This is a genomic window from Hominenteromicrobium mulieris, from assembly GCF_046197855.1.
In the GTDB taxonomy this organism is placed as follows: domain Bacteria; phylum Bacillota; class Clostridia; order Oscillospirales; family Acutalibacteraceae; genus Hominenteromicrobium; species Hominenteromicrobium mulieris.
The window spans coordinates 2,002,562-2,024,026 of record NZ_CP173188.1 but is presented as its reverse complement, the minus strand read 5'-3'; the positions used below and the strand labels follow the sequence as shown (position 1 = coordinate 2,024,026).

The 21,465-nt window shown below is 49.7% G+C and carries 20 protein-coding genes, 1 tRNA gene and 4 pseudogenes; 13 read left to right on the top strand and 12 right to left on the bottom strand.

Features of this window, described 5'->3' with window-relative positions; all coding sequences use genetic code 11:
- Positions 1-16: 16 nt before the first annotated feature.
- Positions 17-742, bottom strand: a pseudogene (locus ACI0CA_RS09910) (relaxase/mobilization nuclease domain-containing protein); the annotation flags it as partial.
- Positions 703-942: a plasmid mobilization relaxosome protein MobC gene (mobC, locus tag ACI0CA_RS09905; protein ID WP_308449550.1), complete on the bottom strand. Its 240-nt coding sequence runs from the start codon at positions 940-942 to the stop codon at positions 703-705. The gene mobC and the pseudogene ACI0CA_RS09910, both read right to left, overlap by 40 nt.
- On the opposite strand from mobC, the pseudogene ACI0CA_RS09900 reads away from it, so the two are divergent.
- Positions 878-1,351, top strand: a pseudogene (locus ACI0CA_RS09900) (DUF4368 domain-containing protein); the annotation flags it as partial. The gene mobC and the pseudogene ACI0CA_RS09900 overlap by 65 nt on opposite strands.
- 178 nt (positions 1,352-1,529) lie before the next feature.
- Positions 1,530-3,200 carry a hydroxylamine reductase gene (gene hcp / locus ACI0CA_RS09895; RefSeq protein WP_446806901.1) on the top strand — a complete coding sequence of 557 codons (1,671 nt, stop codon included), beginning with the start codon at positions 1,530-1,532 and terminating at the stop codon, positions 3,198-3,200.
- Between the two features lie 196 nt (positions 3,201-3,396).
- Here the strand turns inward: hcp and ACI0CA_RS09890 are convergent.
- Positions 3,397-3,567 (bottom strand): annotated as a pseudogene (locus ACI0CA_RS09890) (transposase); the annotation flags it as partial.
- A gap of 177 nt (positions 3,568-3,744) precedes the next feature.
- Here ACI0CA_RS09890 and ACI0CA_RS09885 point away from each other — a divergent pair.
- The 9 genes from ACI0CA_RS09885 (at position 3,745) to ACI0CA_RS09845 (ending at position 13,790) form a co-directional block, all read left to right on the top strand.
- Positions 3,745-4,449 carry a lantibiotic protection ABC transporter ATP-binding protein gene (locus ACI0CA_RS09885; RefSeq protein WP_308449552.1) on the top strand — a complete coding sequence of 235 codons (705 nt, stop codon included), beginning with the start codon at positions 3,745-3,747 and terminating at the stop codon, positions 4,447-4,449.
- Positions 4,450-5,196: a lantibiotic immunity ABC transporter MutE/EpiE family permease subunit gene (locus ACI0CA_RS09880; protein WP_308449553.1), complete on the top strand. Its 747-nt coding sequence runs from the start codon at positions 4,450-4,452 to the stop codon at positions 5,194-5,196. It begins immediately after the preceding gene.
- 2 nt (positions 5,197-5,198) lie between these two features.
- A complete protein-coding gene (locus ACI0CA_RS09875) occupies positions 5,199-5,942 on the top strand; it encodes a lantibiotic immunity ABC transporter MutG family permease subunit (protein WP_025580193.1) in 744 nt (247 codons plus the stop codon).
- Complete coding sequence (locus ACI0CA_RS09870) at positions 5,935-6,312, top strand: NisI/SpaI family lantibiotic immunity lipoprotein (protein ID WP_025580194.1); 378 nt, start codon at positions 5,935-5,937, stop codon at positions 6,310-6,312. The genes ACI0CA_RS09875 and ACI0CA_RS09870 overlap by 8 nt, the downstream gene beginning before the upstream one ends.
- A 38-nt stretch (positions 6,313-6,350) precedes the next feature.
- Positions 6,351-7,013 carry a response regulator transcription factor gene (locus ACI0CA_RS09865; RefSeq protein WP_308449554.1) on the top strand — a complete coding sequence of 221 codons (663 nt, stop codon included), beginning with the start codon at positions 6,351-6,353 and terminating at the stop codon, positions 7,011-7,013.
- Positions 7,004-8,368 carry a sensor histidine kinase gene (locus tag ACI0CA_RS09860; RefSeq protein ID WP_256272820.1) on the top strand — a complete coding sequence of 455 codons (1,365 nt, stop codon included), beginning with the start codon at positions 7,004-7,006 and terminating at the stop codon, positions 8,366-8,368. Before ACI0CA_RS09865 ends, ACI0CA_RS09860 begins: the two co-directional genes overlap by 10 nt.
- A 924-nt stretch (positions 8,369-9,292) precedes the next feature.
- Positions 9,293-9,952 (top strand): TetR/AcrR family transcriptional regulator, encoded by a 660-nt coding sequence (locus ACI0CA_RS09855; protein WP_308449555.1) that lies wholly within the window; start codon positions 9,293-9,295, stop codon positions 9,950-9,952.
- A gap of 127 nt (positions 9,953-10,079) precedes the next feature.
- Positions 10,080-13,355, top strand: coding sequence for an InlB B-repeat-containing protein (locus tag ACI0CA_RS09850; RefSeq protein WP_308449556.1), 3,276 nt, complete (start codon positions 10,080-10,082; stop codon positions 13,353-13,355).
- Between the two features lie 261 nt (positions 13,356-13,616).
- On the top strand, positions 13,617-13,790 hold the full coding sequence (locus ACI0CA_RS09845) for a hypothetical protein (RefSeq protein WP_308449557.1): 174 nt from the start codon (positions 13,617-13,619) through the stop codon (positions 13,788-13,790).
- A gap of 321 nt (positions 13,791-14,111) precedes the next feature.
- Here the strand turns inward: ACI0CA_RS09845 and ACI0CA_RS09840 are convergent, their stop codons facing one another.
- Positions 14,112-14,420: a DUF6429 family protein gene (locus tag ACI0CA_RS09840; protein WP_308449559.1), complete on the bottom strand. Its 309-nt coding sequence runs from the start codon at positions 14,418-14,420 to the stop codon at positions 14,112-14,114.
- 203 nt (positions 14,421-14,623) lie between these two features.
- Here ACI0CA_RS09840 and ACI0CA_RS09835 point away from each other — a divergent pair, with 203 nt between their 5' ends.
- A complete protein-coding gene (locus ACI0CA_RS09835) occupies positions 14,624-14,875 on the top strand; it encodes a helix-turn-helix transcriptional regulator (protein WP_308449560.1) in 252 nt (83 codons plus the stop codon).
- 226 nt (positions 14,876-15,101) lie between these two features.
- Here ACI0CA_RS09835 and ACI0CA_RS09830 read toward each other — a convergent pair whose 3' ends face one another.
- From ACI0CA_RS09830 to ACI0CA_RS09820, 3 genes and pseudogenes are all read right to left on the bottom strand, one after another.
- Positions 15,102-15,527 (bottom strand): DUF3830 family protein, encoded by a 426-nt coding sequence (locus ACI0CA_RS09830; protein ID WP_308449561.1) that lies wholly within the window; start codon positions 15,525-15,527, stop codon positions 15,102-15,104.
- Between the two features lie 21 nt (positions 15,528-15,548).
- On the bottom strand, positions 15,549-16,490 hold the full coding sequence (locus tag ACI0CA_RS09825; RefSeq protein WP_308449562.1) for an NAD(P)-dependent oxidoreductase: 942 nt from the start codon (positions 16,488-16,490) through the stop codon (positions 15,549-15,551).
- 26 nt (positions 16,491-16,516) lie between these two features.
- Positions 16,517-17,871 (bottom strand): annotated as a pseudogene (locus ACI0CA_RS09820) (MATE family efflux transporter).
- A gap of 146 nt (positions 17,872-18,017) precedes the next feature.
- Here ACI0CA_RS09820 and ACI0CA_RS09815 point away from each other — a divergent pair.
- Positions 18,018-18,476, top strand: a complete 459-nt coding sequence (locus tag ACI0CA_RS09815; protein WP_308449563.1) for an Lrp/AsnC family transcriptional regulator — start codon at positions 18,018-18,020, stop codon at positions 18,474-18,476.
- Positions 18,477-18,559: 83 nt separating this feature from the next.
- Here ACI0CA_RS09815 and ACI0CA_RS09810 read toward each other — a convergent pair whose 3' ends face one another.
- From ACI0CA_RS09810 to ACI0CA_RS09790, 5 genes are all read right to left on the bottom strand, one after another.
- Positions 18,560-19,285, bottom strand: a complete 726-nt coding sequence (locus ACI0CA_RS09810; RefSeq protein ID WP_412358383.1) for a phospholipase D-like domain-containing protein — start codon at positions 19,283-19,285, stop codon at positions 18,560-18,562.
- Complete coding sequence (locus tag ACI0CA_RS09805) at positions 19,233-19,424, bottom strand: hypothetical protein (protein ID WP_308449648.1); 192 nt, start codon at positions 19,422-19,424, stop codon at positions 19,233-19,235. Before ACI0CA_RS09805 ends, ACI0CA_RS09810 begins: the two co-directional genes overlap by 53 nt.
- 54 nt (positions 19,425-19,478) lie before the next feature.
- Complete coding sequence (locus ACI0CA_RS09800) at positions 19,479-20,357, bottom strand: toprim domain-containing protein (protein ID WP_308449564.1); 879 nt, start codon at positions 20,355-20,357, stop codon at positions 19,479-19,481.
- A 240-nt stretch (positions 20,358-20,597) separates the two neighbouring features.
- Complete coding sequence (locus tag ACI0CA_RS09795; protein WP_308449565.1) at positions 20,598-20,951, bottom strand: translation initiation factor 2; 354 nt, start codon at positions 20,949-20,951, stop codon at positions 20,598-20,600.
- 395 nt (positions 20,952-21,346) lie between these two features.
- Positions 21,347-21,423: transfer RNA gene (locus tag ACI0CA_RS09790), tRNA-Arg, on the bottom strand.
- Positions 21,424-21,465 lie beyond the last annotated feature (42 nt).

The following is a 21,465-nucleotide window of genomic DNA, read 5'->3' as shown; positions in this document are numbered from 1 at the left end:
GAGAGTGATAGTTACTACGTTCCTTGATCCTCTCTTCGGTGTAGTTCTCACCAATGGTTTTGGAGCGGGTGAAACGCTCCTGACCTTCGGCACGGAAGGAAATGTATTTACCGGTTTTGATCTTATAACCGGCTTCCTGCATGAGCTTCAAAAACTCGTCGTAGTCCTTTGCCACGATGACAAACCGGTCAATGGTCTGTTTGAGCTTCTGCTTCCAACTTGTGCCGCGTTTGGCTTCGGTGTATTCCTTGTAGCCCATCCCCTTGTTCTGTGAGGGTGGAATCACGGAAAGCCCATTTTCTTTGCAGAGCCGGTCGCTGACCTCGCGCATATCGTAGTAGATTTTCTTGTAGCTCTTATAGGCGTGATGATCAACGAAGTCCACGGCATTGAAAATCAGGTGGTTATGCACATGGTTTTTATCCGTGTGGGTGGTCAGCACATATTCGTACTTTCCGCCGAGGATTTCATCAGCAAACTGCTTGCCGATTTCATGGGCAAGCTCCGGCGTTACCTCACCGACATCGAAGGACTGGATCACATGACGGGCTATGATCCTGACGGGCTTCATTCCTTTTTGCTCGGCTATCCTTCGCGTCCATTCAAACTCTTGTGCCGCCGTTTCCGATGCGCACCCGTAGGTGGAGATCAGCAGCTTGTCCTCGGTCTTATCGGGGTTTGAAATGTACGCGAGAGCCTTGCTCAAAGTTCCTCGGATTGCTTTGATTTTAGTGACTGCCATACCAAATCCAGCTTCTCTTTCAGCTCATCAATATCATCCTGATAGAAGTGTCCCGTCGAGTTGATTCTACGGCAGATGTTATTGATATTTGCGCCGATCTTGTTGACTGCTGCGGCAAGCTTCTTCTGCTCGGTGTATGCGGCGAAGCATGAAGCCCGCTTTATGAAGCTGTTAATCGAGCAGAACGAGGACGGGGGCAAGCGCAGGAATGCCGCAAGGAAAAAGGAACTGGAAGCGGCTGAAAAGCGTATCAGCGAACTTTCCGCTATTTTCAAGCGGCTGTATGAGGACAGCGTAAGCGGTCGCATTTCTGACGAGCGTTTCACGGAGCTTTCGGCAGACTGTGAAGCCGAACAGCAGGAATTGAAAGAGCGTGTTGCCAGAATACAGGCGGAGCTTTCCAAAGCACAGGAAGCTACCGTAAACGCAGAAAAGTTTATGAACATTGTCCGCAAGCACATGAACTTTGAAGAACTGACTCACACCCTCTTGCGTGAGTTTGTAGAGAAAATCGTTGTGCATGAGTGCAGCTACGATGAAAACGGCACACGCAGACAGGATATTGAGATTTACTATTCTTTCGTCGGCAAAGTGGACTTGCCCGAATGACCGCCCGCCCTATCCGATATCAAAGGCAAGTATCGGATAGGAAAGGCAAAAATTTTTACACTTCTATTACTTCTTTATCACACATAAGCAAATTAGTAAGGTCTCTCATACCAAGTATATTTTTCGTTTCCTGACCGATACTTTAACTATAAAAACGAAAGATAAGGATGGTCAGCATATGAATAATATGGATTTAGGATACGAAATATTTTGCTATCAATGTGAGCAAACAGCGAACGGAAAGGGCTGCACAAAGCTTGGGGTTTGCGGAAAGACACCAGAAATCGCCAATCTGCAGGATTTGCTGATCTTTCAAATCAAAGGGATCAGCTGTTACGGAAAAGTTCTGCAAGATGAGGGACAGCATATCGATAAAAATATCATACGGTTTATCGAAAATGTTCTTTTCACAACGCTGACGAATGTTAATTTTGATTCGAAAGTACACGTGGAATTATTGAACGAATCACAACGGATAAAAGAAAATTTGAGAACAATCACAGGAGAGCTTCACAATCAGACATCATACGCCACTTATGATCTTCCCGAAACAAAAACACAAATGCTAAAGGATGCTCAATTCGCGGGAATTATGTATGATAAATCCCTTGACCCGGATATTCGCTCATTGAGACAAACCATTTTATACGGACTGAAAGGTATCAGCGCCTATGGGCATCAGGCAAGAGAACTGGGCTATTACAGTGATGAGGTAGATGAATTTTATATTCAGGCATTGGAAGCTCTCACAGACGATAACCTTACAGTGGAAGAACTGATCCGAATGACCATGCGCACCGGAGAAGCGGCAATTGAGGTTATGAAAAAATTGGATGAAGCCAATACTGCAGTTTACGGAAATCCGGCACCCCATAGGGTCAATATCCATATGAGGAAAGGACCCTTTATCGTTGTTTCGGGACATGATTTGAAGGATTTGGAAATGCTGCTGGAACAAACAAAGGGAACGGGGGTCAATGTGTATACACACGGTGAAATGCTGCCGTGCCACGGATATGAGGGATTAAAAAAATACCCCCACCTTGTCGGGAATTTCGGTGGTGCGTGGCAAGATCAACAAAAACAATTTGATGATCTTCCGGGATGTATTCTAATGACGACGAATTGCCTTATGCGGCCGAGAGAGAGCTATAAAGGCCGAATCTACAGCACGAATGTAGTGGGCTGGGAAGGGGTAAAACACATTGGGAAAAGAGAAAACGGTGAAAAGGATTTCAGTGAAATCATTCAGCAGGCAATAGAATTGGGCGGCTATCCGGAGGATCAGGAGCCCCACGAGATACTTGTCGGATTCGGGCATCATTCGGTATTAAGCGATTCTAACAAAATCGTAGCGGCAGTAAAAGCAGGAAAAATCAGACATTTCTTTCTTATTGGCGGCTGTGACGGAGCAAGACCCGGTCGAAACTATTATACAGAGTTTGCTAAGATGGTCCCGAAAGACTGCGTGATATTAACGCTCGCATGCGGAAAATACAGATTTAACAAACTGGATTTCGGTGAAGTAGCGGGTCTGCCGAGACTTTTGGATGTCGGGCAATGCAATGATGTATATTCTGCCATACGGATCGCAACAGGTTTAGCAGATGCTTTTGGTACCGATGTAAACGGATTGCCCTTGTCGTTGATCGTATCATGGTACGAACAAAAGGCTGTTGCTGATTTGCTGGCATTATTGAGTCTGGGAATTAAAGGCATATATTTAGGCCCTACCCTGCCGGCATTTTTGAGCCCGAATGTGCTTCAGTATTTAGTGGACACCTTCGACTTGCGGCTTATTACCAATGCTGAGGATGACATTAAGACCTGCCTGAAACAGAATATTTGAGAAATCAGGAACCGTCAATGCACTTTGATAGTAACCGTAGAACCTGACAGCGCACAGTATAAGAGAGCTGGCACGAGCCAGCTCTCTTTAATCTTTTGACATCCTGCATTTATCCAGTGCGTGGACGGCGTGAGGTGTTCCTCCCATGTTGTGTCCATCTCGCTCAACTTGGGTGCGCTTTGCAACCCCCACAAAAGATATCGGTACGGATCCAGACCGTTTTCCCTTGTTGTTCAATCAGACTATACATTACGGCACTGGCCCAGGCGCCGTCTGGCGTATTGGCGAATAATCAGTTCCCTCGTCCCATCGCAAATGGCTTTATGCTGTGCTCAGCGCGGTCGTTGCTCAGCCCCAGACGGCCATCCTCCGGATAGCGGATCAGGTAGGGCTTTTTAAGGCCCTAAATGAGTAGATTGGTGCTTTGTTGCGATATGCTCCACGGTTACGGTGCATTGTTCATATTCTGTTTTCGGGAATCTTTATGAAATCTTCAAAATTGCCCGGTATGCTATCCGTAAAATCAAAGAAAGGACTTGATTATATGGATATGATTTTGAAAACGACTGACCTCTGCAAAAATTTCAAGGGGCAAATGGCGGTAAACAATGTGTCACTGAACATCCGGCGCAACTCGGTTTATGGTCTGCTGGGGCCGAATGGGGCTGGCAAATCCACGATCTTAAAAATGCTCACCGGCATTTTGCGCCCCACATCGGGAAGCATCGAGTTTGACGGCCACCCGTGGAAGCGGAATGATCTGGAGCATATCGGTGCTTTGATTGAGATGCCCCCGCTTTACGAAAATCTGACTGCATACGAAAATCTCAAAGTCAGAACTACATTGCTCGGCCTGGACGATGCACGAATTAACGAGGTATTGCAAATTGTCCAGCTCACGAATACCGGCAAGAAACGGGCCGGGCAGTTTTCTCTTGGTATGAAGCAGCGGCTTGGTATTGCTATTGCATTGCTGAACAGTCCCCAGCTTTTGATTCTGGATGAACCGACTAACGGCCTTGACCCTTTAGGGATTGAGGAACTTCGAGAGTTAATTCGCTCTTTTCCCTGCAAAGGGATTACAGTTATTTTGTCCAGCCATATTCTGTCAGAAGTCCAGCAGATTGCAGATCATGTGGGTATCATTGCTGGCGGCGTCCTTGGATATGAGGGAGAGCTTCGCGCTGGTGAAGATTTGGAACATCTCTTTATGGATGTTATTCGCAGGAATGGAAAGGAGGGGTATTAAATGGAAATGAGATATATTCAGGCCGAGAATCTAAAACATAAGAGAACTTTCACAAAAACGCTGATCGTTCTGGCCCCGTTTGTAACTGCGCTTATGAACTTTTTTGCCCCTCTTTGGTTCCAGCTCAATTCTTATAACTGGTGGTATATACTGCTCTATCCCGGCTTTCTCACGCTTACCTGCGCTTTGGTTGAACAGCGGGATAATGGCAAACTAAAATATCGTGCCGTTGCTTCATTGCCTGTTTCGCAGAACAAAGTCTGGAAAGCAAAAATTGGAGTGTCCGGTATTTACTCCTGCGTGGGGAATTTCATTTTCCTGGCGTTAAATCTGTTGGGCGGTTTTGCAATATTAGTTATCAACGAAATTCCCCTGACAATCGGAATTTGGCAGGCTGCGGCCGGAACAGCTTGTATTGTCATTGCAAGCCTATGGGAAGTTCCGCTGTGCTTATGGTTATCAAAAAAAGTTGGTATCTTTGTCACGGTTATTCTTAATGCCGGACTTGGAAGCGTTTTAGGGATTTTCACGGCTACAACCTCTTTGTGGATGATCTGCCCGTATAGCTGGGTGCCGCATCTTATGATTTCCGTGTTAGGTATTTTGCCTAATGGTGAGCCGGTTGCAGATCAGAGTACGGCAATGGCATTTTGGATGATTATACTTGTATTGGTCATTTCGCTGGCCTGGTTTGCGGCGCTGTCATTTTTAACTGCAAGATGGTTTGAGAAAAAGGAGGTGGGGTAACTATGGTATCTGTGGTTCGCTGCTGGAAAGCAGAATATCAGAAGTGTAAACATAGCATTTTGCTCTATATGCACAGCATGATTCCGATTATATGTGCGGCGATTTTTGCGGGTTACTATCATATATCCAGATGGGAACTGGCAACCAAAATCAGTGCCTATCTGGAAGTGCTGGCCGTTGCGTTCCCGTTTCTGATCGGCATTATTGTGGGCCTGGTTGTTCAGATCGAAAATCAGGCCGGGCATTATCAGCTTTTGTTGGGAACAATCCCATCTCGCATGGCAACGTATATTGGTAAACTTGGTTTTCTGATGATCTGTGCTTTTGGCGCAACATTTTTAGCGTTAGGAACATTCGCTGCACTATATAGGGATGCTCCGGCAAGCCTTTACCTGAAAGCAGGGATTCTATTGTTGATTACCATGCTTCCCATTTACCTGATTCATTTGTTTGTGGGAATGAGCTTCGGAAAAGGTGCATCTATGGGATTGGGAATTGCAGGAAGTTTAATAGCTGCCCTTATGATAACAGGGCTTGGTGACGCTACATGGAAATATATTCCCTGGGCCTGGGGCGTTCGTGCTATGGATTACACTGTGCTTGCATGGGATAGCCCCCAACTGTATGCACAGGTAAAAACCGATTTTTTCAGCGGTATGATTATTTCTGTATGCTGCACTGTTTGTCTGCTGATTGCCAGTTTGGTTTGGTTTCATGGTTGGGAGGGAGGTAAAAACAGTGAATAAAAAGTGCCTGTTTGCCGTGGTAATTGTGCTTGTAAGTCTTATATGCTTATCGGCCTGCGGTGCGCTCCGTGATACCGCCGATAAAAATAAGGCGTTAAATGAATCTCTGCCGTATTATGAGCTGAACGCCGCAAACTATGATGAAATTTCATATAACGGCCTGACATATACCATAACGGATGAATGTCTTGAAATGTCAGAACTGCAAGAAGAAATCGGGCAGGTATCGAAACGCTTCAAAAATGTGGCGGGGGAAGATTTCAGTTTCGGCTACGTTTACAGTATTGTGGATGTGGATATAAGCAATGCCGTAGCTGTAAATATCAACAATGAATATCGGAAAGCTGACATTAAAAATAATGATGAGTAACCTTGACAATGTGGTATAATGGGGCGGGAGGTGATTTTTTGACCCACTTACTTGTAGTTGACGATGAAGTTTCTATCTTGGAATTGATTAAGAACAGTTTGGGGAAAGATGGATATTTGATAACAGTCTGTCAAAATGCGGATGATGTAGACATCAAAAAGCTGCATTTCTATGACCTCATTCTTTTGGATGTGATGATGCCTGGCACAGACGGGTTTGAGTTTTGCAAACAGATCAGGAATATGGTAGACTGCCCGATTCTCTTTCTGACCGCAAAGACATTAGAGGAAGATATATTGTTTGGATTGGGCATCGGTGCGGATGATTATATTACGAAACCTTTTCGTATTCAGGAGCTTCGCGCCCGTGTCGCGGCACATTTACGCAGAGAAAAAAGGGAGCATCACAGCACACTTTCATTTGGGCCTGATATAAGATTTGACCTTTCCGCAAAGGTACTGTATGTTTCAGAACAGCCGGTTCCCCTTACCAAAAGCGAGTATTCAATCTGTGAATACCTTGCGAAAAACCGGGGACAGGTTTTTACAAAAGAACAAATCTATGAAGCCGTTTTCGGGTTTGATGGAATAGGCGATAACTCTACGATCTCAACGCATATAAAAAATATTCGTGCGAAATTGGAGCATTTCAAAATAAGTCCGATCAGCACCGTATGGGGGATAGGATATAAATGGGAGTGAAAAAGAAACCTACATTGAAAATATTGTTTCGCCAGTTTGCTATCTCCCTCATTGTCATGCTGGTAGCGGCAATTATTGTCCCTTCTGGTTTGGAGGGACTTGCTGTAAATGCTGGATTAGCTACAAGAGCAAATCTAAGTGAATTGCAGGTAAAAGAGATCATTCCAACGCTGACGATTGCCCCGGATATTACAAAGGTTGTGATTCCACAGGGATGCGGCTACTTAATTCTGGACAAGAACTTTAATGAGCTTTACAGCAATATGGACGATGATGAAAAAGAAATTGCCCTGCTGTACGCAAAGGGAGAATATATTGAATATGCTACGGGGAGGCAGTTTGCACTTGTTGTCCGGGAAAACGAATTTTGCGTTTTAAGGTATTATATTGGTTCTCAATTTACAGTGTCATGGCTACCGGAATATTTTCCATCTCCTGACACGCTTGCGCTTATCCTGATGGCTGTAAATTCGCTGCTGGTCATTATCATACTGACCGCCAGATTTGCTAAGAACCTGCGTACACAACTGACCCCGCTTTTTGAAGCAACTGCGGAGGTTTCAAAGCAAAACCTTGATTTTGAAGTAGGACACGCCAAAATCAAAGAGTTTGAAGATGTCCTTGCATCTTTTTCAGATATGAAAGATAATCTGAAAATTTCGTTAGAACGGCAATGGAAAACCGAACAGACACAGAAAGAGCAAATCGCCGCGCTTGCCCATGATTTGAAAACGCCTCTGACGGTTATTCAAGGAAATGCTGATTTACTCACAGAAACAAATCTTGATGATGAGCAACGATTATACGCTGGTTACGTCGTGGAAAGCTCCGGCCAGATGCAGTCATATATTCAAACCCTGATTGATATATCACGGGCGGCGGTTGGTTATCAGCTCCATATTGAAAGTATAGACTTGCCAGCGTTCATGCAGCACTTGTTCGGTTATATGGAATCACTATGCCGGACAAAAGAAATCCGGCTGCAAATGAATACTGTTTCACTCCCTCAAATGCTGAAATTTGATAGGGTGCTGATAGAACGTGCTATTATGAATGTTATCAGTAATGGGCTGGACTACTCCCCGCAAGGCGGAACGCTTTATGTGGATGTTCAGAGTAACAACGGTTTCGTGGAAATTTCAGTCACAGACGAGGGAACGGGGTTTTCTAAAGAGGCATTATGCCACGCACAGGAACGGTTCTATATGGGCGATCAAAGCCGCAATTCAAAGTTACACTTTGGTATGGGTCTATATATTACAAATTCGATTATGGAACAACATAATGGTCAGCTTATTTTAGAAAATTCAAAAGAAACCGGCGGCGCAAAGGTTACTATGAAACTTCCTTGCTGATTTTCCGATAGTGTAATGGACGTCTTTTATGTCCGTCCATTTTTCAAATCTTTATGGAATCTTCAAAAATTCCTCTTATCATGTATCTAAAGAAAAAACATCTGCCCAGCGGCAGAAAAGAAAAAAACCGCTGCTGGGCAGACCCATTTTCACACTTAATTTATATTCACTGGTGGCGGTTTTGAGAAATCAAGGCCGCTGCTTTCTTTCTGTCATTCCCAGCAGTTAAAGACATGGCGGCCCACGGGAGGACGCCGCCATGCTGTTTTACTATCATTATAATCTAATCCACTTCTACCGCTTAAAAAAAGCCTTGCCCCGCCACGGGAATATTCCGGCTATGAGTATGAACTATACCATGTAAGAAAACAACAAAACGCTTCAAATCGTCGCCCGGTAGGTTTACGACCTGCCGGGCGATTTTTGTCGCATTTTAGCCGCTGTCCCTGGCCGAAAAAATTCTTTGAGAAATTTTCAAAAAGGAGGTCTTTAGCGGGTAGCTGGCGGCTTTGCCAAAGTCTTGTTAGCGGAAAGGGAGAGAACCACCAACATCCCCCAAAGAAAGGGGGTGAGAAGATGGATGCTATCGGAGCTGCGGAAACAGCTAAAGGCGTTGATGCCGAAAGGAGGTTAGGGAAATTGTTTCAAGCGATTTGATTTACGCATAACAAGCTATCGGAAAGGCTGCTGTCAAGCGACGGCGGCTTTTCCTTTGCGGGTAGTATTCAAGAAGTCATAAAGTTCCGTGAGTAATGGAAGAAGGCGGCGTTTGTGAAAATGTCACAATTTACGGAGGTAAAGTTTCAAATTCCACTTGCCTTTTTGCACTTGATATGATATTATTAGTATGCGTACCAATACGTTTGGAGAGAGGTGATATATTTGCGGAGAGACAGCAGCGAAACAAAGAGGAAAATACTGACCGTGTGTGTCCGTCTCTTTTTGGAGCAGGGGTATAAAAACACCACTGTCAGTCAGATTGTGGACGAGGCAGGTGTGGCAAGGGGAAGCTATTTGAATCTATTTCCTACCAAGGACAGAATTTTGCTGGAATTGACCGAAACGATGTTCGGCGGACAGTTCGGCGTGGCAAGAAGCATTGCAGACAGCAAGCTGCCGCCGGTTTACGCCTATGCGGTGGAAACGGCGATCCAGATGACGCTGACGGAGCTGAACGAAAACCTGCGGGAAATCTACATTGAAGCCTACACGCAGAAGGAAGCGTCTGAATTTATCTTCCGGGAAACGGCGAAGGAGCTGTATCAGATCTTCGGTCCGTATCAGCCGGAGCTGACTGCCCGCGATTTTTATGACATGGAGATCGGCTCAGCCAGCATCATGCGCGGCTACATGGCCCACCCCTGCGACGAGGAGCTGACGCTGGAAAAGAAGCTGCGGCTGTTTCTCACCATGAGTCTGCGGGCGTACAACGTCCCGAAGGAGGAAACGGAACAGGCGATCCGGTTCGTGGAAGGGCTGGATATCCGCACGATCTCCGAACAGGTGATGCAGGCGCTGTTTCGTGCGCTGGCGATGCGCTTTGAGTTTTCCCTCGCGGGGATCACGCTGCCAGCACAAAAATAGAAGCCAATATGTATTGCAAGGGAGTACTCCCTTGCATCGGGATATATCCCGATGCAATTCCCTTTTGCTCCAAAACGCGCTCCCCATGGGGGACGGGAGGTGCGCGAGAAGAAAGCGAGGAACTTGCATGAAGAAAAAATTCCTAGCGGTGCTGCTTGTGCTTTGCGCAGTGGTACTGTTCGCCCTTCCCGCATATGCGGCGTCAGATACGTCGGTCGGATATACCGTCAATGTGACACTCTCCGCCGACAGCTATTTCTGCGGCACAGAGGGGCACACCGGCGAAGTAACGTCCATTTCCATCAAGAACGTGGACTCTTCCGAATGGGATACGTCTGAGACGAGACCTCTGACTGTCCTGTTTGAAGTGTCATTCAAATGCAGCACCTGCGGTGTTTCAGGCACCAAGATTGCGAACAACGCACTCAGCTTGACGTTCCGGGATGCAGATTCCTGCCACGCGCCGTTCAACGCGTCGGTGACGGCACGCAAGCTGCTCACCGGCCGAGACGATTCCATTACGTTCACGCTGACCCGCGATAAGATCGGGTATGCCGAGAAGATCGACAAGAAGGACGCGACCTGCACCGAATCCGGGATATCGCAGACCTGCTGGGAATGCCAGGGCTGCAAGCAGATCTTCTCCGATGAGAACTGCACGAATAAACTTGCAAACGACATTTCTGGTGTCACGATCCCGGCTTCCGGCCACAGCCTGACGCGTTATGAGGCGCAGGACGCGAACTGCCAGCACGACGGCTGGGTGGAGCACTGGAGATGCGGGAAGTGTAACGGCTATTTCCTTGATGCGACGGGTTTGAATCCGACCGGATCGTCCTCCGTCATGCGCTACGACAGAAACAAGCATGTAGGCGATACGGTCTACGTGCCGTACAATCTTGAAGGCAAAAGAAATCATAAGGTATATCCCTCCTGCCACCCGGATATTTTCACGACGGAACCACACGTTCTGGGCGACAGCTCGAAGGGCGAAGACCCTGATTACTGCGCGCTTTGCGGTCAAATCGTGGCTGCAAAAGTGCTGCATTCCGTCGACCCTTATGAAAAACGCTTCTTTGCACATGATGATGCAATAGCAGATTTTAACAGCAGCGAAACCTCCGAAGAGATCCATTTCCTCAGAAGCTTTGACCGCACGGTATCCATCAATAAAGCCGGAACAGTTCGTTTGGCTGAGGGGAAATACATCACGTATATGAACGTTGGAGACTATGACGTCACGATCTGGAACGACGGAAAGATCACGAATCTCAACGCGTACAGCAGCACGACGCTCAGAGGCAGCAAGACCGGCACCTACGGAAAAATCACCAACCGTACCGAAGGCGGAACGGTCGGCGATCTGCTGTTCAGAGTAAACAGCAACTCAGCTTATTACGTGACCGAAGACCTTCAATGGATCAGCCGTGCAGCGGCGAGTGGTTCCTCCATCTCGGAGGTTCGGGTGCTGTATTCGCCGTTTACATACATTGAGATTACAGGCGACGGCGTAAAAGCAGCCACGGATGAGGCTGATAAATACAAGCTCACAGCGTTAAGGGGCGAAACAGTCATCCTGGATGTAGCTACTTATTCCATCCAGCCCGCCATGAATTTCCCAGGTTCCGATAGTTCGATAACATGGGACTACGGCGGGATTCCCGACGATCATGTACACGTCGACCGTAACGTGGATTGGAAGGATCTCAGGCTCACCATCACCGATTTGCCGTCCGGAACCTATACGCTGACCTTCACGCGGACAGCGGTGAATAAGTTCTCCGTATCTGCGACGCTGGTTCTCACCGTGGAAGAGACCCTGACTGCACATACCGTGACCTTCGACCCCAACGGCGGTACGCTGAGCGAAGGCGAGATGAGCAGCAAATCGGTTTTTCCCGGCGATGCTTACGGCGCGCTGCCGACGCCGACGCGCGTCAACTACCGCTTCGACGGCTGGTTCACCGAGAAGGACGGCGGCACGAAGGTGGAGGAAACCACAATTATGTCCTCCCGAGCGGCGCATACGCTCTACGCCCACTGGACGCCGATCCATGTGCACGCCTACACACAGCAGGTTCAAAAGCCCGAAGCGCTGAAAACTCCTGCGGACTGCACCAATAACGCGGTGTATTATCTATCCTGTGCGTGCGGAGAAGTAAGCACCAACGACGCCGATACGTTTACCGCAGCGAATACCGCGCTGGACCACGACTGGGGCGCTTGGACGCAAAACAGCGATGAAAAGACCCACACCCGAATCTGTAAGCGTGACACCAGCCATACGGAAACCGAGAATTGCCACGGCGGCACGGCCACCTGCACCCAAAGAGCAACATGCACAGTTTGCGGTGCGGAATATGGCGATGCTCTGGGACATGATTTTACTACCAGTTGGACACATGATGATAACGAGCACTGGAAGCAGTGTTCCCGTTGCGATGCAAAGGATGACGTAAGCCCTCATACTTGGGACAGCGGTACGGTAACAACAGCGCCTACCTGCACAAAAGCGGGCGAAGAGACATATAGCTGCACCGAATGCGGCGCGACAAAGACGGAGCCAATCGATGCCACCGGCCACAGCTGGAAGTCCGATTGGACGTCCGATGCAACGCATCACTGGCATGAGTGTGCCAATGAAAGCTGCGATGTGACGGATAACGCGGAAAAGAACGGCTACGCGGAGCACTCCGGCGGCAAAGCGACCTGCACCCAAAATGCCGTCTGTGAGATTTGCAAGGCAAGCTACGGCAGCCTTGACCCGAACAACCACACCGACCTGAAACACATTGACGCAAAGGCCGCCACCGCTGCCGAAGAAGGCAACATTGCGTATTGGTACTGCGGCGGCTGCAAGAAGTATTTCTCCGATGCTGCGGCAATAAAGGAAATCACCAAGGCTGCCACCGTGACGGCAAAGCTGCCCCCGAAAATCACAGCCGGGGATGGTGCAGCGGTCACGCAGGGCGAGAAAAAGGAACTGTCCTTCACTTCTGATGCATCCTTTGCCGATTTTGTTCGTGTAGAGCTTGATGGCACTGCGCTGGATGAAAAGAACTATGCGAAGAGAGAGGGCAGCACCATCATCACGCTGAACCGTGATTTTGTTGCCGCGCTTTCCGTGGGCGAGCATACGCTTGCGATTGTTTCTCAACACGGTACGGCAACAGCTAAGTTCACCGTCAAGGCAAAGCCGGCTGAAACGGCAACCCCACAGCCCACTGTGACCCCGCAGCCGACGCCGACGGTGCAGCCCCAGCCGACGGTGCAGCCTGTTTCCCCGATTCTGCGCACCGGCGACACCGCCAACCCCGCATTGTGGTTTGCGCTGCTGATTGTCAGCGGCGGTGCTGCCATTGGTATAACGGTTGCCAGCAGAAAGAAAAAGCATAACAAATAATGGAATAGCGTTTCCTTGCTCCATCTTCCGAGCAAGACAAAAGCGTCGTAGCAATACGGCGCTTTTTTGTTACCCGGAAGCGACAAACAGCGGCTTTTGAATGACGGACGGTAAGGATACCGCCACCGTTTTGAAAGCCGCTCATATCGAAAGCAAACGCCCAAAATCGCCCCGAAAACATACAGTGGGATACGGTTTCAGGCGTTTTTGCGTTTCGGGAGCAAATCGGCAAATAGGTAGTGCAAAAAGGAGGTGGACGCTATGCCCCGTATGTCGAAATACCTCAAGGAAGAATGGGCGTTCTTTCTTGACGAGCGTGGACGGATGAAATATAACGAGCTTTGCAGAAAATGCGAAAGGAGCTGCAAGCAGAGCTTCCGTGCCATCGTTATTCAATGCCCGCACTATCAATCGAAAAGGAGAATCAAAGAATGACCGACAATCAGATTATTTCAAACACAAAGCTGGAAATCATTAAGGCAAGCGACATTATTATCAGCTTTATACCGGCGCATTTGAGTTGGAATGATCTTGAGGAGTCTTGAAAACGTACAGTTTTCAAGACTCCTCACAGCTTGTCGAGAAACCCGGTTGCTGCGTAATGTGCAACCGGGTTTCTCGACAAGCTGACCGCCTCAAACGTATCGTTTGAGACGGTTTTTGTCGTGTGTCGACAGAAAAGATACCACCGTCAAAGCCTTGTGCCGCAATGGTTTTGCGGTTTTGCAGCCTTATGCGCAAGAGAAATACCCACCGTTAAACCTCATCCTCTTTACGATCTCCGAGCCCATACTTTTTCATGAGTTCTATGGCAAGCCGCTCTCCTTCGTCTGTAAACACGATCGGCTTTTTGCCGCCTTCACCGCAGATAAGCCCCTGTGCTTCCAACCTTTCCAGAACCGAAAAATCATATCCCTTCCAGCAGCGCCGCAGCAGCATATCATCAGTCTTGTGCGGTTTTCTGCGAAGTCCTATTGTTCTGCGTTCCTGCCACGAAGTCAGGTACATCAGCAAAAGTGTCAGTTCCTGAATCTGCTCTGGCATATGTACTATTTCATTTTCCATTCCCAGCCCCGTCCTATAATAATGTTGTATTTTGCCAACTTCTGTGCTATCCTGTATGCGGCGATACCGATAGACGGCAAGCGGTTAGTATTCGTTTTCTCATTGTGTCATTTCCTCCTGTAACTGTGGTATAATTTATATATAGAGCGAAATGTACCACACTTTTCTGCGCAAGCAGCCGATAACGACGCGGGGGTGTGGAAATGATTGAATACCGAATTAAGAATTACCGCAATGACCGGAATATGACCCAGACAGAACTCGCCAAGCTGTTCGATGTGCGCCGGGAGACCATTTATAATTTGGAGAATGGAAAATATAATCATTCTCTTTCTCTGGCATGGAAGATTGCGCAAGTTTTTAACGCATCCATTGAGGATGTATTCACAGTGCATCTTGATCCCGAATTTATGCACATACTTGCGCAGATTGGAGGCAGTTCAATTGGAAATTGATTTTGAAAGCACAATGGAACATATCGTTGACTCCATTTGCACTGCCGGGTATGAGCTATCCGATTCAATAGTAGATAAATGAAACAGAGCCGCAGCCATTACTCTAGGAGGAGTCATGGCTGCGGCTCTGTTTGTTTATACTATTTCTCTGCTTTTGTAATCAATACTTTTACCAAGGTTTAAATATAATGTTTAGCGGCGCAGCTCTTGAAGGCCATCAGTTATATTAAAAAGCTGCCTCCAATTCAATCGTGATCGGCTGTGCCCCTTCGTACAGGCATTTGCGCCCCAGCGAGTAGAGCCGATCCAGCCCATCTGTGATGGTGAGGAAATGGTTTCCCGCCAGTTGCCCCACCTTGCTGGCGAAGTGGACGCTGCCATAGGCCAGGATCATCTCCATCTCACTGATGCCACCGGGATAGATCAGCATTTCCCCCTTGGTGGGATAGCTGGTATGGTTCTCGTATGTAAGTCCTTCCCACCGGGTATCGCCCATGGGGATCCACATTCCCTCGCCGCTCCAGCGGACATGGATGATCTGGTTTTTGATGGGGAGCATTTTTTTGAAAATGGCGCAGGTTTTAGGAGCAAGCTCTTCTTCCAGAACAGCCGAAAACTGCTCTCCACCACAAATGATTCTCACTTTAGTCATGGCGATTTTTCCTTATCCGTGTCAGACCGCGTTGACTTGCTTTCCGTCCAGCCAGGAATAGAGGTTGTTGAACACGATGTCTGCCCGCTGCTCCATGGACTCCACGGAGGCGAAGGCGATGTGAGGGGTGACGATGGTGTTGGGGCAGTGCAGCAGGGGATGGTCGGTGGGCAGGGGCGGCTCCGTCTCAAAGACATCACATGCCGCGCCGGCGATCTCACCCTTTTCCAGCGCATCAGCCAGGGCAGCGGAATCCAGCACGCCGCCACGGGCGGTGTTGATGAGGAGGGCGCTCTTCTTCATGAGAGCCAGCTGATCCTTTCCGATCATGCCCTTGGTATCCGCCGTCAGAGGGCAATGCAGGGACACAATGTCCGAGCGCTTCAGCAGTTCCTCCAAAGACACCTGCTCATCGATGGCGGGGTCGGAGACGGTGCTTCGGTTGTAGGCCAGCACAGAGCAGCCGAAGGCCTTGCAGAGGGCAGCCACCTTCTTGCCGATGGCACCGGCACCCACGATGCCCACGGTCTTCCCGCACAGCAGGTTGCCCACCAGGCCGTCCTTGGTGCCGCCGTTCCGGCAGCGTTCCTCCGTCTTGCCTACATTCCGCAGCAGCTGGATCATGAAGCTGACGCACAGCTCCGCCACGGCCTGGGTGGCATAGCCGGAGGCGTTGCTGACGGCGATGCCACGCTGCTTCGCCTCCGCCATGGGGATGTGGTCCACGCCGGTAAAGGCCACGTCGATGAACTTCAGGTTCTTTGCTTCCTCCAGCACGACAGGGGCCAGGGGCATATTGGCCAGCATGATGACATCCGCGTCACGGCTCCATTCCGCCTGGACCAGGGGGTCCGTGTTCTTCGGATAAGCCACGAAGGTGTGGCCCATGGACTCCAGCTTCCGGGCGTGCTGCTCGATCACCTGCTCGGACACACCCAGTCCCTCCAACAGTACGACTTTCATGTGGCGATGTACCTCCTAAATATGATTTATATTTGTGCTTGGTTTTCCCAAGAAAACAGCCTCTTTTTTCGGAATATGTAATAGAGAATACCTACCGTGTCCGCCAGCAGCCAACCGATGGGCACTGACCACCAGATGCCGGTCACGCCGATGGACGGCACTGCCGCCAGCGCGTAGGCCAGCGCTACCCGGGTGCCGAGTGATATAACGGTGAGCACCACGCTCATCCCTGGTTTACCCAGCGCCCTGTATAGGCCGTACAGCAGGAACAGGCAGCCGATCCCGCAGTAAAAGGCACCCTCGATGCGCAGATAGCGGACGCCCTCCAGGATGATTTCAGTTTCTCCCGCTTCCACGAATAGCGCCATCAACGGGCGGGCAAAGGCCCACACCAAGGCGGATACCACCACACAAAAAAGCATGGAAGCGCCCACAGCCCCTTTCAGTCCGGCGCGGATGCGGGCTTCTTTCTGGGCGCCGTAATTTTGGGCAATGAAGGTGGAAAAGGCGTTGCCGAAGTCCTGTACGGGCATATAGGCGAAGGCGTCGATCTTCACCGCCGCCGCGAACGCTGCCATGACTGTGGGCCCAAAGCTGTTGACCAGTCCCTGCACCATCAGATACCCAGGTTCATGACGGACTGTTGGACACAGGTCAGGATGGAAAAACCGGCGATCTCCCGGACGCAGGCCCAGCGAATCCGGCAACCTTTGTGAATGGCCCGAAGCTGGGGACACCGCGCCAAAGCGTAGACCGCAATGCCAACGCCGGAGACATACTGGGCAATCACCGTTGCCTCTGCCGCTCCGGCCACACCTCGTTCCAGTCCCAGCACAAACCACAGATCCAGAAGGATGTTCAGCACGGCGGAGACCGCCAGAAAGATCAGCGGCACCACGGAATTGCCCACCGCCCGCAGGAACGACGCGAAATAATTGTACAGGAAGGTGGCGGCGATGCCGCAGAAGATGATGACCAAATACTCCCGCATCAGGCCCCACACCTCCGCCGGCACCCGGAGAAAGCCCCGTAGGAAGTCCAGACATGCGAAAGCAAGCACGTTCAGCAAAAGCGCCGACGCCGCAATCAACACAAAGGAAGCGCACACGCTCTCCCGCAGGCCAGCTTCGTCCCTCTGCCCAAACCGGATGGAGAACAGTGCCCCACTGCCCATGCAGAGGCCCAGCAGGATAGAAGTCAGAAAGGTCATCAATGTAAACGATGAGCCGACGGCAGCCAGGGCGTTTTTCCCCAGAAACTGCCCCACGATCAATGTGTCCGCCACATTGTAGCACTGCTGCAGCAGGTTTCCCAAAATCATGGGGACTGCGAACAGCAACATGGAGCGCATCACCGGCCCCTGGGTCAGGCCTTTGTTCATTTCCTCACGTCCAAATAGAAAGTTATAACTTACGTTTTGAAATAATTATACTGATATAACCTGCTAAAGTCAATCCTTTATTTACTTTTTGTATGATATGTGGTATGATGTCACTGAAAAATCACACATGAGAGAGGAGCCTTGCCATGTTTCTGGAAGGATTGGACGCGCTGGACCAGAAGATCGTCCGGCTGCTGATTGAAAATGCTCGGATATCTTATTCCGACATCGGGCAGGAAGTAGGGATATCCCGGGTGGCGGTAAAAGCCCGTATCCAGGCACTGGAGCAGCGGGGGATCATTGAGGAATATACCACCATCATCAATCCTCAGAAGATCAGCGGCGCGGTTTCCTGCTATTTTGAGATTGAAACACTGCCGGACACGCTGGCAGAGGTGACGGAAACGCTGAAGGAGAACGAGGCCATTACGCAGGTTTACCGCGTGACGGGGAAGAATAAGCTCCACGTCCACGCGGTGGCCGCCTCCAGTGAGGAGATGGAGAAGCTGATCCGGGAGGTCATCGACCCGCTGCCCGGCGTGGTCAGCTGCAGCTGCAACATCATTTTGTCCCGCATCAAGGATATCAAGGGCCTAAGGCTGTAGAGAGAGGTTCCCCAAAGCAGCTAACGGAACAGGCAACAAAGTCGTCCATTCCTTTTATGGTAGTGAGGACATGGACGACTTTGTTAATCTGTGCTGCTGAAAATGGCTTCGCAAATGAAAATAGACATTTTTTGCTTGAGTGTCCCAAGTGATTTCTTTTTACAAAAGCGGTGCAAATAGCCGCAGGACTGCGTAATAGATACTGCGGAGCAGACTTCAATACTTTTTGAGATCCCCCATATCTTCAAGGAGGATCTGCGCGGATTTTTCCTGCGTACGCAAAAAGTCATCTTTGCCTGGAGGACAACCGCGTTATAGATGAACAGACAGGCATTTTCAAAATGGAGATACAGGCTTCGATAGTCAAAGTTTATCGTACCGGTCACCGCTGCTTCATCGTCGCAGATACAGAGCTTGGAGTGGATAAACCCAGGTGTGTATTCATAGATGTGGACGCCTGCTGACAGTAATTCCGGATAATAGGAACGAGTCAGATCCCATACGATTTTCTTGTCCGGAATGCCGGGCGTGATGATCTGCACATCAACTCCCCGTTTCGCGGCCAAGCACAGGGCAGTCTTCATTTCACTGTCTACGATCAAATAGGGCGTTGTGATATAGACATACCGTTTCGCACCGTTGATCATGTTTAGGTAGACATTTTCTCCTAAGTATTCATCATCCAGAGGTGAGTCGCAATAGGGCTGAACATATCCATCCGAAGGAACGGACAACGTGGGACGGTATTTGGATAAGTCATCGGAAGAATTTCGAACGGCATCCCACTGCTCCAAAAACATCAGCGTCATGCTCCATCCAGTGCTCGGCGGGGTCGTGGTAGCTGTTCTGCTGGGCGGCAAAGGCGGTGGGGATCATACCCACACACATGACCAGCGTCAGCAGCAGTGCCAGCGCTCTGCGGGAATAATGGTTCTGTTTCAGATTCATAGGGCCTCCTTATATTTTTTGCTTTTTTCCGCGTTGAAAACAATGTTCTTTTGGCTATCGCCCCCTTCCCCGACTGCAAATCTTTCTTTGCAGATACTCGTTCCAATCCTTGCCGCAGCGCGGTTTCTCCACGGCAACGGCATACCCCTGTAATTGATACTTTTCCTGTAATTGCCGAGCGGCTTTCTGCCCAGGCTCGTCCGCGTCCAGACACAGCGCAATACGGCGGATCTCCGGATGCGCCTGCAAATAGGTCCGCAGTGCGCCGTCATAGAGCCCGCACAGCGCTACGGCGTTGACCATGTCTCTGTGGAGCGTGAGGTAACTCATCAGATCGATGGGTGCCTCAAAGACAAGCACCAGATCTGACCGCGGATCGTGCGGGAGGGAGAATCCCGTGTTTTTGTCACTGCCGGGTGCGTCTCCCTTAAATCCGGGACCGTCCAGATCATAGGTGCCGCGCAGTTCCGCATACTTTGCCTGCCCTGCGCTGTTCTTTCCAACGAACACGCAGTTGTGATGTACCGCATCCTCATACAGCAGACCGGCATTCAGAAACTGCCGGATCACCTGGGCAGCGATATCCCGCTTACGGAGATAGGCGAAGACCCTTCTGTCATCCGCATTGCGGGGCGGCAGGGAAAACTCCTGCTTCCGGCTGATGGGCTTTGGCTGCGGAGCGGGTGTGTCTCTGGCTTTCCCGTGGAAGGTCAGCAGGTACTCCACCGCTTCCGAAAAGGATTTTCCGCAATACTGCTGGAGGAAGGTGATGGCATCCCCGCCGGTATTCTGGGAATACCGGAACCAGGTGCACCGATCCTTGATCCGCAGGCTGTCCATCTCCGCGGTAGTATGGAAGCGCCCCACGCGCTTGACTTGATAGCCGAGGTGGGAGAGCAGCTCCGGCAGGTCTGTTTCTCTGGCGATCTGCATTTCTGTGTCTGTGAAGCGATTTCTGATCTCGCTTGCTGTGATGTGTGCCTCCTTCTTTCTTTGATGAAACGCAAAAAGCCGCCCTGGGCATCTGATGATCTCAGATGCCCAGGGCGGCTTTCTCCATGTATGATTCGTTTTTAACTTCGGCGTTTGCAGGCTTACACGGCGTTATCTTCGTTGGGGGTGTCCGTGTCCGCTGGAGTGGTCACGTCGGCCACATGGGGCGCGACAGGGGTCTCAGTGAGGGGCGTTCTGCTCCGCAGTGTTCTCGGCGTCCGCTTCGTCCAGCGCCTGCGTGATCAGGTTTAGCACGAAATCCCGCTGGGTGAGCTTTTTGCCGCTGCGGAGTGTTTCGCGCTCCAGGTGACGCTTGATGCGCTGGAAGAGTTCTTCGGGGATCTGGAATGCCATCGTTCTGCCTTTTTCAGTCATTTGAATGCCGCCCTTCTGGTTTTCGATCATGTCGTAGTATTCTTGGATGAGATTTGTGATGTACTCACTGGTGGTCTGGCCCAGCCGTTCCCGTTCTTCGCTGACCCGCTCATGCAGGTCGATGGGGAGCTGAGCGCACAAGTTTTTGGTGATTGCCATTCTCGGATACCTCCTTCGTCTTTTTGTAACGCAAGCATACCTGAAAGATTCAGTGAAAGCTATTACCAACACTACCAAGGAATGATAGACAAACGAAGCGAAAGCAACATAAGCACCAATGAGACGAAAAAGGCCACCGTCCGCTCCCTCATAAGGAATCGAACGGTGGCCTGCCTTCTTATCCTTTATTCTTTTTTAAGCCTCGGTGTTCGAACCACACCAAACCATAAATTCGGCAGGGTGCATCTTAAAAATGTCGCCTCTCGCGGGGCAAAACTGAAATTTTGAAAAATCGAGTTTTTGCAACTTTTTCATTCTAAAAGTGGCGCATTATATGTGAAAACGCCGCACTTTCGTGCGGCGTTTTCTGCGTTGCATCTTTCATCAACACATTTTGGTACGCCCGACTGGATTCGAACCAGCGGCCTTTAGAGTCGGAGTCTAACGCTCTATCCAACTGAGCTACGGGCGCATATTTGGTTGTGGGTTTCTGCAATAGTCATCAAATAGTAGT